This is a genomic window from Clostridium frigidicarnis (assembly GCF_900111985.1).
Taxonomy (GTDB): Bacteria; Bacillota; Clostridia; order Clostridiales; family Clostridiaceae; genus Clostridium_Z; species Clostridium_Z frigidicarnis.
In genome coordinates this window covers 23,076-38,524 of sequence record NZ_FOKI01000011.1, presented here as the reverse complement: position 1 = coordinate 38,524, position 15,449 = coordinate 23,076, and the positions used below count along the sequence as shown (strand labels likewise).

The following is a 15,449-nucleotide window of genomic DNA, read 5'->3' as shown; positions in this document are numbered from 1 at the left end:
GCGGATATTTAATTATTTATTTAGATTTACTATAGAAATATTAAAAGGGAGAATTGATATGGGAAGTAATGAGAGGAATTATTATAATTTAACTCACCCACAAAAAAGAATATGGTACATAGACAAAGTGAACTTAAACTCTTCACTTCATAATATTGGTGGATGCTTAAACATAAATGAGAAAATAGATATTGATAAAATGCAGGAAACTCTTAATCTTATAATAAAAAGCAATGAAGGATTAAGATTAAGATTCACAGAAAGAGATGGACAACCAGTCCAATATGTTCATGCGTTTCAAAAGGAAAATATAGATGTTTTAGATTTTACTAAGAATGAAAAGCCTAAAGAAGAATATAAAAAATGGTCAGAAAATTTATTTAAAAGAAATTTTAATATGGAAGATAATCAATTATATTACTTTGCAATATATAAAATAAGTGAAAAAGAATCTGGGGTATTACTAAAGATTCATCATATTATATCTGATGGATGGTCTATTAGTCTTATAGAAAAACAAATATGTGAAATATATAGTAAGTTAATACATAGTGAAGGGATTTACCTAGATGAATATTACTCATATGTAGATTTTATAAAGGAAGAAGTGGAATATTTAAGATCAGAAAGGTTTATGAAAAATAAAAACTTTTGGAGAGAAAAGTTTGATGATATACCTGAAGAGTTTTTATATAAAACATCTAATAGCATAGAGGGTAGGAGACTGTGCTTTAATATTGATAGTGAGTTATCAAATAAAATAAAGAAATTTGTTGATGATAAAAAGTACTCACTAAACACCTTTTTTATAGCAATGTTACTTATATATATAAACAAAATTATATATAAAGAAGATTTGATAATAGGCACACCAGTATTTAATAGGACTGGTAAGAAACAAAAGGGTATGGTAGGTATGTTTACAAGCACAGTACCTTTTAGATTTGAATTAGATACTGAATTAAATATAGGAAATTTAATAAAATTAATTAATAGAGAATTAAAACTTTGTTTTTTAAATCAGAAATATCCTTATGATCTTTTAGTTAAGGATTTGGAGTTAAACAGGAAGGGATATGATGGTTTATTTAAAATGTGTGTAAATTATTATAATTCTAACTATGTTAATGATATTAATGGCAATAAAGTAGAGATTAGTGAGTATTATTGTGGAAATCAAAGTTATTCACTGCAGTTAACAGTTAAAGAGTGGCAAGATAATAATATAACACTAAACTTTGATTATAAAACACTAGAATACACAGAGCAACAAATTAAGACGATGTATGAATCTATGATTAATATAATTAATCAAGTAATAGTAAATGAAGAGCTTACAGTTAGTAATGTAAAACTTCTTAATGAATATCAGATTAACCATAAGCTGTATGAATTAAACTCAACAAATAGCTGTTATCCTAAGAAAACAGTATGTGAATTATTTAAAGAACAAGCAATGAAAACTCCAAATAAAGTTGTATTAGAGTTTAAGGAAAGAACATTAACATATAAAGAACTTAATGAAAGGTCAAATCAATTAGCAAATCACTTAAGAAAAGAAGGTATAGATAAGAAATCCATTGTGGCAATCATGGAAACTCATTCAATAGAACTTATTGTAAGTATTTTAGGAGTTCTAAAAGCAGGAGGAGCTTATTTACCTATCGATCCTAGTTATCCCATAGAAAGAATAAATTATATGCTTCAAAATTCTGAAAGTAGCATGTTATTAACGAATTTTAAGGTGAATAATGATATTTGTTTTAAAGGAAATATAACTAATATCAATGATGTGAATTTAAATATATATAGTAAAGAAACTCTAGTAAACATAAGTAATTTACAGGATTTGGTTTATATTATTTATACATCAGGTTCAACTGGTAAGCCAAAAGGAGTAATGATTGAACATCAAGGGCTTACAAATTATATATGGTGGGCTAAAAAGATGTATTTAAAAGATGAAGAGGATGTTATGGCATTATATTCTTCAATATCTTTTGATTTAACAGTAACATCTATATTTACACCACTAATTTTTGGAAACAAGATTGTAATTTATGATAATGATGAAACAGAATTTGTTTTATATAAAATACTAAGAGAAAATAAGGCAACAGTTATAAAGCTTACCCCTGCACATTTAACTCTATTAAAGGGTATGAATAATAGTTATTCCAATATAAAGAGATTTATTGTTGGAGGGGAAGATTTAAAGGTAAGTTTAGCAAAAGAAATTTACAATAGTTTCGGTAAAAATATAGAAATATGTAACGAATATGGACCTACAGAAACAGTAGTTGGATGTATGATACACAAATATAATGAAGAAAAAGATAAAGGAGTATCAGTACCAATAGGTAAACCTTCTGATAACGTTCAAATTTATATATTGGATAATGATTTCAATGTGGTGCCAACAGGTTTAGTAGGAGAACTTTATGTATCGGGGGATGGAGTTTCTAGGGGCTATTTAAATAAAGAAGAGTTAAACTGTGAAAGATTCATTGAAAATCCATTTATTAAAGGAAAAAGGATGTACAAAACTGGTGATACGGCAAGGTATCTAGAAAATGGAGCTATTGAATATGTAAGTAGAATTGATAATCAAGTAAAAATAAGAGGTCATAGAATTGAATTAGGAGAGGTAGAGAGACATTTAACTGAAAATGAATTTGTTAAAGATGCCGTTGTTGTATTTAAAGAAGATTCATCAGAAAACAAATTGCTAAATGCTTATATTGTAAGCAAGAGGAAAGTTAAAGAAAGAGAATTGAAAGAGTGGCTTTTAAAATTCTTACCTAAATATATGCTACCAACTAATTTTATATTTATGGATAGTCTACCATTGACTCTAAATGGAAAAGTGAATTATTCATTACTTCCAGAGCCAATATCAGGTGATAAGGAATTTGTTAACTATAATACCTCTTCTGAAAAGGAATTAGTCAAAGCTATGGAGGAGATATTAGGAATAGAAAATATAAGTATGAATGACAACTACTATCAACTTGGAGGAGATTCTATAAAAGCTATTCAAATATCTTCAAAGCTTAAAAATATAGGATTAACCATTAAAGTAAAAGATATATTATCTTATGATTCTATTGAGGAAATAGCAGCAGCTATAGAGAAATATGAAGAAATGGTAAGTATAAGCCAAGAAGAAAGTCATGGTGAAATAGAAAATACTCCTATTATAGAATGGTTCTTTAATGAAAAATTTGAAAATGAGAACTTATACAATCAATATGTATTATTAGAATACAATCAAGTTTTATATATAAACAAAGTTACTATGGCTGTGAATAAATTAATTAAGCATCATGATGGATTAAGAATTAATTATGATAGAAAATCTAGGAAGTTATATTATAATGACAAACATTTAAGTGATATGGATGCAGTTCAATATGTTGATTTAAGAGAATGCAGGTATGATGAACAATGCAAGAAGGTTAAGAATTTAATTGAAAAAGCTAATGTTAATTTTGATATAGAGAATGGTCTTTTGTTTAATGTAACTATGTTTGACTTAGGGGATAAAAAACAAGCTTTATTATTCACAGCTCATCATTTAGTAATGGATGGAGTTTCTTGGAGAGTAATATTAAATGATTTTGCAACCATATTAAATCAATTGGAAAATGGAAATGAAATATCATTACCAATGAAAAATCACTCATTTAAAGACTGGGCAAATGAACTAATAAACTATAGTAAAAAAGATTTTGAAAAAGAAATGCCTTATTGGAATAATATTTCTAATAGTAACTTTTACTATCCAATAGATTTTAATAAGGGTAAAGATGTAGTGAAAACATCACAAGAACTGAAGAGGATTTTAGATGAAGATACACTAAATTCTTTAATGAAAGTTGTAAATGAAATTTATAGTATGGATTTGAATGAAGTACTAACTGTTGCATTAGTTCTTACTATTAATAATATTACAAAGAATAATGACGTGATAATTGAGCTTGAAAGACATGGAAGAGAAAATATAAGTAATGGCATTGATATATCAAGAACTGTAGGCTGGTTTACAAGTATGTATCCGGCATATTTCAAAGTTGAATCTAATGATACAGAAAGGAACATAAAATCTTTAAAAGAACAGCTTAGAAATATACCGAACCAAGGATTTAATTACGGAACTCTTAGATTCTTAAAAAAGCAAATAGATGAATTACAAAATAAACTTGTAAGATTCAACTATCTAGGTGATTTGGATAATATTGTGGATAAAGAAAAGTTAGACCTATCTAGTATTGAATTTGGGTTAGATAGTGACGAAGAAAATACATTAACAGCACTAATTGACATAGTAGCCATGATAGTCAATAAAGAATTAAAAATAAATGCTAACTATAGTAAAAATAAATTTAATAAAGATACAATTCAAGAATTGATAGATACTTATATAAGTACATTAAAATTAATTGAAGAAAAATGCATGAATAAAGATGTAAAAGAATTTACTCCATCAGATTTTGATGCTGTTGATATTTCACAGGATGATTTAGATGCGTTGTTTGATTAATGCACAATCAGACTAAGCAGTTGATTACATTTAAATTTGAAAATTCACATACTCATGTACTATTATCATTTTTATTAGTGATTATATTGAGCATAGAAATGATAGTAGGCAATAATTATGCAAGGAGTAATTAGTATTATGAAAAAAATAAATAAACTACTAGTTATATTTAGTGTTTTTATAAGTGTAATATTATCATCATCAGTAGTATTTGCTGAAGAGAATAATGGACCAATAGATTTATTGACACAAGATGAAAGGATTAAGATAGAAAAGTTTATAGAAGAAAATATAGACAAGGGTAAAATTCCAGGGATATCTATAACTATAGTAAAAGATGATAAAACCATTTATCAAAAAGGCTTTGGATATTCAAATATTGAGGATAAAACTCCTGTTACAGATAAGACCTTATTTGAACTAGGATCTACTAGTAAAGCTTTTACAGGACTAGCAATTTTAAAGTTGGAACAAGATGGATTAATTAAGCTTAATGATGATGTGTCTAAGTATATCCCTTGGTTTAAGGTGAGTTACAAAGGAGAAGATACTAAGATAACTTTAGAACAGCTACTACATCATTCAAGTGGAATACCCTTTAAAACTATAGATAAAGTTCCTGTTTCAAATGAAGATAATGCAATAGATCAGACAGTTAAAACCCTTGTTGGGATAGAACTTGATAGCAAGCCAGGAGAAAAGTATCAATATGCAACAATAAATTATGATGTATTAGGATTAATAATAGAGAAAGTTTCAGGGTTAAGTTATGAAAAGTATATAGAAGAAAATGTAATAAAAACATCTGGACTAAATAATACTTATTTATTTAAAAATGAAGATATTAGCAAGGATATAGCAACGGGTTACAAGTTAGGATTCTTAAAACCAAGGAGTTATGATGCACCAGTTTATAGAGGAAATAAACCCGCTGGATACATTATGACCAACGGTAAAGATATGGCGAAGTGGCTTAAGATTCAAATGAGTACATCAAAAGAATCTAAGTTTGATAATACCTTAATAGAAAAATCTCATGATCAAAATAGAACAATTCCACCAACATCTTATGGTTCATCATATGCTGCTGGATGGGATGTTTATCAAGACATAGGAGGAAAAATTTCTCATGGTGGATCTAATCCAAACTATTCTTCATTTATAACTTTTAAACCAGAAAAAAAAGAGGGAGTAGCAGTATTAAGTAACACTAATTCAGAATATGTAGAATTTATATGTAGAGGGATTAGTGGAATACTAAATGGCAAAGAATATAACAATATAAATATAAAGGATTTAAACAAGAGAGCTGATAGTATATCTATATTTATCATAGCTTTTGCAAGTTTAATTATAATAAGTACACTATATTTCATAATCAAATTAATTAAAGAAATAATAACGAAAAAAAGAAATTTCAATAGTATATCTATAAAAACCTTTTTGAAGGTATTTATTTCTTTAATATCTATTTTGGGTGTGACATACTGCATTTATTTAATTCCATATATCTTAGGTAATGGAATATCATGGAGTTTTGTGTTTGTATGGCTTCCTCATAGTATAAAAATTGCTCTTTATCTATTTTGTGCAAGCATCTGGATGGCATATATTTATGCTTTATTAATAAGCTTTTTTAAAAAAAAAGATGATAAGCCTATATTAATTTTATCATTATTAAGTGTTGCAAGTGGATTTGGAAATGCCCTTATAATTTTTACAATAAATATGTCTATAAATAGTAGTAATAACATGAAGATTAAGCTTCTAATATACTTTGTTTTAGGAATAATCTTATATGTTTATGGACAAAAAATTATGAGAGGAAAACTAATAGACATAACAAATAGTATAGTTTATTCAAAAAGAATGGAAATTGTTAAGCATATATTAAAGGCTCCGTATAATAAATTTGAAAAAATTGAAAAAGGAAGAATTCAGTCTACTTTAAATAATGATACTGAAACAATGAGTAGATTCGTAAATATTTTAATCAGTGGAATTACAAGTGGAGTTACGCTTATATGTTGCTTTATATATTTAGGATGTATAAATATATATGCGTTATTGTTAGCAGTATTAATAATATTAGCAATCTCAAGTATCTATTATTTAGTTGGTAGGTATGCAAATAAAATTGGAGAAGAGGCTAGAGATCTTCAAAGTGTATTTTTTAAATTTATTAATGATTTAATAGGTGGATTTAAAGAGTTAAGTCTTAATAAAAACAAAAAGCACGAGTTCCAAGAGGACATGGAAAGTACTTGTGATAAGTACAGAGTTAAAAGAGGAAAATCATCCTTGGCTTTTGCAAACATGTTTGTAATAGGTGAATTATTATTTACTATTGCGATAGGAGCTATAGCTCTAATTTTCCCATTAATCTTAAAGAATTTAGAAAGTACAAGCGTTGCAAGTTATGTTTTTATACTTCTATATATGACAGGACCCGTTCATGGAATATTGGATACCATACCTAATGCCATAGAAGTAAGAATAAGTTTAAAGAGAATTAATAGTTTAATTGATGAGCTATCTGTTTTAGACAATAGTGAGTTATGTAGTGAGAAGAGTGGTAGGAAGGATAACCTCAAGCTTCAATTACATGAGATAGAGTATGAATATGAAAAAGAGGATGGAAAAGGTTTCAAAGTTGGACCAATAAGCTATGAGTTCAGGTCTGGAGAGATAACTTTTATAACTGGTGGGAATGGAAGTGGGAAGTCAACTTTGGCTAAATTATTAACGGGATTGTATGAACCAACAAAAGGCTATATATCTTTAAGTGGTATGTCTATAAAACAAAGAAGATTGAGTGAAAACTATACTACTATTTTTTCAGATTTTTATATGTTTGATAAGCTTTATGGTATAAAGTGGGAACTAAAAAAAGAAGAAATAGAAAGATATTTAGAAGTATTACAGCTTGATAAAAAAGTTAAAATTGAAGATGGTAAATTTAGTACTACTAAACTATCAACAGGTCAAAAAAAGAGGTTAGCATTGCTAGTATCATATTTGGAAGATAAGCCTATTTATTTATTTGACGAATGGGCAGCAGATCAAGATCCAGAGTTTAGAATGTTTTTTTACAATACTCTTCTTCCGGATCTTAAAGGTAGAGGAAAGTGTGTTATAGCAATAACCCATGATGATCAGTATTTTGACTTAGCTGATAAGGTTATAAAGATGGAATTTGGAAATATAAAAATAAATAAGTTGTATGTATAATGTAAAGCCAGGTATCAAAAAAGTAATTACAGTTAAGTGATAAAGTGGGTGATGAAGAATTTGCTTAATGCCAATTCATGATTTATAAGAAATTAGGGAAGGCTTCTTGAAACCAACATTGAGGTGTTGGTTTCAAACCCCATTTGTATGTTGCAATTAAAAGGTATGGTGCTGAGCGTAAATGGTAGCAAGGATGTCTTTTCAACCATTGGTGTAACTAGTTTTTAAGTATATCTTTTATAGATTTCAATAAAAAATTCATCGAACTTATGTCCTGAGTGGCTTCAACAGCTACTATTTAGATGTATTAGCTATTTCTATACCTAAATCCACTACTTTAGTTTTATTTATGAAATTAATTTGAACCTTTATCCTTTTTGAATGTTTGCATAATTTTTTTATCAGCCTTTCGTACCCTTTAAGTGGGCCATCAAGAACTGTGATAATTGAATTTTGGCAAGATATTTTTGAGTATTCTATAATTCCATTTTTGTTAACAAGATTTAAAATTAAGGAAATCTCATCTTCAGTAATAGGGAGATAATGTGGACTAGTTGTAAGAAGTTTTATAACATAAGGAATTTGTTTTAATATATGATATTTTTTGTTGTCCATATATGTATAAAGAAGTATATATCCAGGAAAGAGTTTTTTTTCTACATCTAGCCAGATGTTATTTCTTTTTTCAGGGACTATGCGTTTTGGTATAAGAGTAGTTATACAATCCTCTAGATGCATTTTAATGTGTTTAGATACAGTCTCCTCTTTACCAGTTTGTACAAATAAAGCATACCAATACATAATAAGTAATCCTCCTAATTTTGCAAATTAAATTTAGTTATAAATATGTAATATTACAATATAAAACTATTATATAAGAATATAATTTAAATGAAAAGTATCTATAATATTTAGAGATATATGAATTTTCAATATTAGCAAATTTGGTTATTTTAAAAAAATATTTTAAAAATTGACAAATAAGGAAATTAAATAGTATAATATGCAATATAAGTTAGAAAATGTAATAAAAAATATATTCAATTAGTTAAGTAAATTGGATGTAAATATGAGTATAAAAAAATTTAAGGGCGTTAATCGATGCTTAGGCACGTTAATAAACCGAGGATGCCATAGAATTGTATTATTGTAGTGAGTAATAGCTCACGAAAGAGCGAAGCTATGTCCATAAGTAAAAATTATGATATATAAGCATGTGTAGATTAGTAATATGAAAGTAATATATATATGTAACAAATAATGTTTTTGTTGGTAAATAAATAATAACAATAAGGGGTAGATAATATTATGAATAAAATTGGAATTATAGGTGGAGGGGTAATGGGGGCAGGTGTTGCTCAAAGTTTCGCACAATACAAATTTAAGGTTATTTTAGTTGATATTAGTAATGATATTCTTCAGAAAACAAAGGGAGAAATAACCAGGAATATAAAACTATATAAGTTGTGTAATAGCAAAGAGAATTTGGACGATATAGATATAATACTTTCCCGCATTGAATTTACAACAGATTATAATGAGTTAAAAGATTGTAGCATAATAGTAGAAAATGCATCAGAAAACTTTGATATTAAGAAAGAAATATATAGAAGAATAGATACTATATGTAATGAAAACAGTATTTTTTTAGCAAACACTTCCTGTATATCAATAACGAAAATAGCATCTCTAACAGAAAGACCAGATAAAGTAATAGGTGCCCATTTTATGAATCCTGTACCAATGAAAAAAACAATAGAGGTTATAAAAGGGTACTACACTTCAGAAAGTACTATAGAGGAAACGAAAAAAATAGCTTTTAAAATAGAAAAAAGATGTATTTTAGTAAATGACTTGCCCGGATTTGTTTCTAATAGAATTTCACATTTATTTATGAATGAGGCAGCATACGTTGTACAAGATCAAGTTGGTACTCCAGAACAAGTAGATGATATATTTAGAGACTGTTATGGACATAAAATGGGGCCATTAGAAACAGCAGATTTAATAGGATTGGATACTGTTGTAAAGTCATTGGATGTTTTATATGAAAGTTATAGAGATCCTAAATTTAGATGTTGCCCATTGTTAAGAAAAATGGTCGATGCTAAATTGTATGGTAGAAAAACTGGTAAAGGTTTTTATAAGTATAATATTTATTAAAGAAGGAGATAAAATATGGAACGAATTAAACAAAAAATTAGAGAGTTTTTAGGACATTTTTTTAAAAAAGCAGAAATTAATGACGAAGATAATATTTATGAGTTAGGATATGTAAACTCATTGTTTGCAATGCAGTTAGTAATGTTTATTGAAAAAGAATTTTCTATAAATATAGGTAATAATGATCTTGATTTAAATAATTTTAGTTCAATAAATGCAATATCAGAATTTATTGAGAAGAAGAAAAGTAGTTAAAGTAATATTAAAGTAAATTTCATTTTATGTATATTGAGGTGAGAATATTGAAATTAGAATTAACTTGTGAGCAGATAAAATATAAAGATGAGTTCAATAAATTTGTAAATGAGATTATAATTCCGGAAGCAGCGCAAATTGATAGAAAGCAATATTTACCACGAGAAATAATAAAAGAACTTACAATAAGAGGGTATCTAGGATTAATGATAGACGAAAAATATGGTGGTAAAGGAGCAGATGCAATCACGATTGGACTTCTTAATGAAGAACTTGGAAGAGGATGTACAACAGTAAGAAATTTAATTACTGTTCATGGTATGGTTGCTTTAGCTATACAGAAGTGGGCTAGTGAAGAGTTGAAGAATAAATGGTTACCTAAACTCGCTTCTGGGGAATGTATTGGTGCATTTGGATTGAGTGAACCTGAAATTGGAAGTAATGCACAAGGTATAAAATCAACAGTTATTGATGATAAAAATCATTATGTATTAAATGGATCTAAAAAATGGATTACTATGGCACAGATTGCGGATGTATTTTTAGTTTTTGCAAAATATGATGGGAAACCAACTGCATTTTTAGTAGAGAGAGACACACAAGGTTTCAATATAACTCCAATTATTGATATGCTCGGAGCTAGAGGATCGATGGTTGGTGAATTGAACTTCTGTAATTGTAAGATTTTAAAAAGTAATATAGTTGGAAGTATTGGTACAGGGTTATCTCACGTTGCATTATCTAGTCTAGATTATGGTAGATATACTATAGCATGGGGAAGTGTTGGTCTTGGGCAAGCGTGTATAAATGATAGTATTGTATATGCTAGCAAAAGAGAGCAGTTTGGGAATGCTTTAAAAGACAATCAGCTTATACAAAAAATGATAACTGAAATGGTTGTAAATGTAAAAGCTGCACGTCAGTTATGTTATAAGTCAGGATATTTAAGGCAAAATTGTGATCCAGAGTCGATAATGGAAACTTGGGTAGCTAAGTATTTTGCGTCAAAGATGATAAATCAAGTGGCAAGTAATGCATTGCAAATTCATGGAGCTAATGGATGCTGTAGTGACTATCCTATTGAAAGATATTTTAGAGATGCAAGAATTAATGAAATCATTGAAGGAACATCTCAAATGCACGAAATTTTAATTGCTAATAATGCCATGAGGGGTTTAAGGTAATCCTTTAAAAATGATATATATCACTTGGGGGTAAGTATGAGTAGCTACAGTAAGGTGAATGAACAAAAAGAAAAAAAAATAAAGTGTGTAACTTGGGACATTGATAATACTTTATGGGATGGTATATTATTGGAAAATAAAAATGTAACATTATGTGAGGGAATCATAGACATTATTAAGACTTTAGATAATAGAGGAATAATTCAGTCTATAGCAAGTAAAAATAATTACATACAAACTATGGACAAACTAAAGGCGTTAAAGATTAGTGAATATTTTCTATATCCTCAGATAAACTGGAACTCTAAATCATCATCAATAAAAAAAATTGCAGAATTAATTAATATTGGATTAGACACAGTTGCATTTATTGATGATCAGCAGTATGAGTTAGATGAGGTAAGTTTTTCATTACCACAAGTAATGTGTATAAATGTAAATGATATAAGTAAAGTAATTGATACTCCTGAATTTAATCCAAGGTTTATAACGGAAGATTCCCATAATAGAAGACAAATGTATATAAATGATATTAATAGAAAAAAAGATGAAGAGGATTTTATCGGACCTAAGGAAGAGTTTTTATCTTCTTTAGATATGGTATTTAAAATATCACCAGCAACAGATGATGATCTAAAAAGAGCAGAAGAATTAACATTAAGAACACATCAGTTAAATACTACAGGATATACTTATTCTATTGAAGAGCTGAGTTTATTTCGAAAGTCAGATAATCATATGCTGCTTATGGCATGCTTAGGTGATAAATATGGGACTTATGGAAAAATAGGTCTTGGGCTTGTGGAATGTGGAAGTGAAGTTTGGACTATAAAGCTTTTATTAATGTCGTGCAGAGTTATGTCGAGAGGTGTGGGATCTGTGCTTATAAATCATATTATAAGTATGTCCAAGAAAAATAATGTAAGGTTATGTGCAGAATTTGTAACTAATGATAGAAATCGTATGATGTATATTACGTACAAATTTTCAGGTTTTCATGAAATAGGTAAGAAAGATGATGTAATTATTCTTGAACATAATATGGAGTTCGAGCCAAAATTTCCTAAATATATGAAGGTCATTATAGAGAGTTAGAAGTATAAAAATAGAGGGAGGGTTATTAAAGTGGAATTAATTAGGTTGAATGAAAACTTTAATAAAGAATTCTTGAAAGTTTGGAGAAATTCATTTTTAGATACACAAACATTTGAGGAAGAATTCAGTATGAGATTTTTTAGTCAGGATGATTTATGGAATCAAGCATATGGATGGATAGATGATGGAAAACTTATATCAACTTATTTAAGTTTGGATGTAAAAGTTCTTATAAGAAATAAAGAGGTCAGGGCTCATTATATTGATGGGATAGCAACATTACCTGAGTACAGAAATAAAGGACTTGTATTTACACAAATGTTAAATGATGCAAAAAAGTGTCTTAGTAATAATATACCTTTAATGCTTGTAGATCCTGCTAGAGATTCATTATATAGAAAATTTGGATTTGAATTTGCATTAAATAAATATGCAACACTTATTCCACGAGATTTTTTATATGAGACAAAAGATTACAAATTTAATTATAAAATAAGTTCAGGTTTTTTATCAAAAAATAAAAAGTTACAATGTGATTACAAAGAACTTAGTAATTGGTTTTGGCAGAATTCCAGATACAATGAAATGAAGTGGCCTAAATGTTATGAAGATATTAAATTTTTAGATTATGAAGTAAAAATTGTTGTAGCATATGATGATAATGACAAACCTATAGCATATGCACTGTATAATATAGGAAAGACTAGAATGTATATAAAGTCATTTAGATATATGAATTTAAATGGATTTTATGCAATTAAAAATTTTATTTTAAATATAGATAATGAAATAACTAGTTTTTATTTTTCAAGTATTCCTGAAGATTTTCCGCTTGATATATTAATAAGTAATATATGGGCAAATGATAGATTTTTGTCTCACAATAGGATGATTTCTAGAATGGCTCGTATAATAGATTTTAGAGGCTTATTGGAAAAGTTAATAGTATTTCCACCCAAAAGAGAAATTTCTATTTATGTAAAAGATGATAAGTTGGAGAGTAATACTGGGGCATATATAATTTCAATGGATGGAAAAGTTATGAAAGAAGAAAAAATAGATTGTGAAGTAATCACTACAATTCATGATTTTGTTCCACTTCTTACTGGATTAAAATCAGCAGAAGAACTTTATTATAATGGAAAGTTGAAAGTAGGTCTTAATGAAAATATACAACAATCTAATTTATTAATTCCTGATTGCATAAAAGAACTTACCTATATATTGCCTAAAAGCGTCACATATAATTCAGATGAATATTTAGCACCATAGTATAGTAAACTTTATATATAAATAATTAGGAGTGTAAATTAAGATTATTTAATTGGATAATGCCGAGGTGCAAATGTAAGAGTTTCACTTCGGTTTATTTTAAGTATTCTAAAAGCTATATAAAGCTATTTTATACTTATTACTATATGGATTTTTTATTATTTTACAATTAATAAAAAAATAAGGGTTCATAGGTGGATATATATTAAAAATTGTATCTATAAAAGAAGAATGGAGGTTGTAATAAATATGGAGAAAATCGACAAAAAAAATGTGGAAGAAGTAATATCGTTAACTCCTATGGAAGAAGGAATGCTTTTTTATTACATATACACACATGATACAACACAATATTTTCAACAATTAAGTATATTAATAAATAGTGATGTAGATGTTGAAATATTTAAAAAGTCTTGGAATTATGTTGTAAGTAATAATGAAATGCTTAGGGCCATTTTTAGGTGGAAACAAATAAAAAAACCAGTACAAATAATACTGAAGAACTTTGAATTAAAGATTAAAATGTATGATTTTTCATATCAGTTAGAAGATGATGAGTATATTATAAATGATATTTTAATTAATGATTTAAATAGAAAAATTGATATTACAACTGAACCTTTAAGGGTTAGTTTATGCAAACTTAATGATAATAAATACCTTATGATTTTAAACTATCATCACATTTTATTAGATGGGTGGAGCACAGGAATTGTATTAAAGGAGTTTATTATAGCTTATAGCAGTTTTATGAACAATGAGAAACCAATAAAACCGATTAAAGGTAAATTTAAAGAATATGTTAAATGGTTAGAGATACAAGATAAAAGCGCTCAAAAAAAATATTGGATAAATTATTTTCAGGATTTTAAAAATTTTGATAAAAAGTTTTTAAAAGATAATAATATTAAAAATGATGAATGTAAAAATTGGAAATATAGTATTAAACTTGATAACGAACTTGTTAATAATATTGATAACTTTAAACGAGTACATAAATTAACTTTTGCTACAATTATATATACTGCATGGGGTATACTATTACATAAATTCAAATTTATAGATGATGTGATATTTGGAACAACTGTATCAGGAAGACAGGCAGAAATAAAAAATATTAAAAATATGGTAGGATTATTTATAAATACATTACCCCATAGATTTAAAATAGATTATAACAAAACAGTTCTTGAGTTATTAAAAGAAAATTTCAATAAATTACTAGTAAGACAAGAATATGAATATACATCATTAAGTGATATTAATAGCTATGCAAATATACAACCAACCAAGGAGCTATTTGATACAGTTATTGTTATACAAAATTATCCATTGGATAAAGTGTTATTAAGTGAATCTACTACTTTAAATTTAAACTTCAGATCAATTTTTGAAACAACTCAGTATGATTTAACTGTTGTAATATCAATGATTGATTATATAAAAATTGATTTTATATATAACAATAAGTTATTTAATGAAACATATATAAGAAAATTATCTAATCTTTTCAGCAATATTTTAAAAAGTATTATAAAATATCCTAAAGCTACTATAGAACAATACATGACTGAATATTTGTTTATTGAAGAGAATTTATCAAAAAATTTTTTTGGTGAAAAAGTGAGAAAATGTTACGAAGATCAAGAGCTGGCAGTAAATAATGATGACTTTATATTTGACTAATATATTACTAATAAGAATAT

Annotated in this window: 9 protein-coding genes; 8 read left to right on the top strand and 1 reads right to left on the bottom strand. The window is 27.2% G+C overall.

All coding sequences use genetic code 11. The features are described from left to right. The first annotated feature begins 58 nt into the window (after window positions 1-58). On the top strand, window positions 59-4,543 hold the full coding sequence (locus BM119_RS08550) for a non-ribosomal peptide synthetase (RefSeq protein ID WP_090040592.1): 4,485 nt from the start codon (window positions 59-61) through the stop codon (window positions 4,541-4,543). A gap of 138 nt (window positions 4,544-4,681) precedes the next feature. After that, a complete protein-coding gene (locus BM119_RS08545) occupies window positions 4,682-7,774 on the top strand; it encodes a cyclic peptide export ABC transporter (protein WP_090040590.1) in 3,093 nt (1,030 codons plus the stop codon). A 294-nt stretch (window positions 7,775-8,068) separates the two neighbouring features. On the opposite strand, the gene loaP is transcribed toward BM119_RS08545, so the two are convergent. Continuing rightward, window positions 8,069-8,575, bottom strand: coding sequence for an antiterminator LoaP (gene loaP, locus BM119_RS08540; RefSeq protein WP_090040588.1), 507 nt, complete (start codon window positions 8,573-8,575; stop codon window positions 8,069-8,071). Window positions 8,576-9,082: 507 nt separating this feature from the next. Between loaP and BM119_RS08535 the strand changes: the two genes are divergently transcribed. From BM119_RS08535 to BM119_RS08510, 6 genes are all read left to right on the top strand, one after another. Continuing rightward, a complete protein-coding gene (locus tag BM119_RS08535) occupies window positions 9,083-9,937 on the top strand; it encodes a 3-hydroxyacyl-CoA dehydrogenase family protein (protein ID WP_090040587.1) in 855 nt (284 codons plus the stop codon). Window positions 9,938-9,952: 15 nt separating this feature from the next. Continuing rightward, window positions 9,953-10,192: an acyl carrier protein gene (locus BM119_RS08530; protein ID WP_090040585.1), complete on the top strand. Its 240-nt coding sequence runs from the start codon at window positions 9,953-9,955 to the stop codon at window positions 10,190-10,192. 38 nt (window positions 10,193-10,230) lie between these two features. After that, on the top strand, window positions 10,231-11,376 hold the full coding sequence (locus BM119_RS08525) for an acyl-CoA dehydrogenase family protein (RefSeq protein WP_423231002.1): 1,146 nt from the start codon (window positions 10,231-10,233) through the stop codon (window positions 11,374-11,376). 36 nt (window positions 11,377-11,412) lie between these two features. Next, window positions 11,413-12,471 carry an HAD-IIIC family phosphatase gene (locus BM119_RS08520; RefSeq protein WP_090040581.1) on the top strand — a complete coding sequence of 353 codons (1,059 nt, stop codon included), beginning with the start codon at window positions 11,413-11,415 and terminating at the stop codon, window positions 12,469-12,471. 30 nt (window positions 12,472-12,501) lie between these two features. Then, window positions 12,502-13,743 carry a GNAT family N-acetyltransferase gene (locus BM119_RS08515; RefSeq protein ID WP_090040579.1) on the top strand — a complete coding sequence of 414 codons (1,242 nt, stop codon included), beginning with the start codon at window positions 12,502-12,504 and terminating at the stop codon, window positions 13,741-13,743. A 249-nt stretch (window positions 13,744-13,992) separates the two neighbouring features. After that, window positions 13,993-15,429 (top strand): condensation domain-containing protein, encoded by a 1,437-nt coding sequence (locus BM119_RS08510; protein WP_177199363.1) that lies wholly within the window; start codon window positions 13,993-13,995, stop codon window positions 15,427-15,429. Window positions 15,430-15,449: the final 20 nt, after the last annotated feature.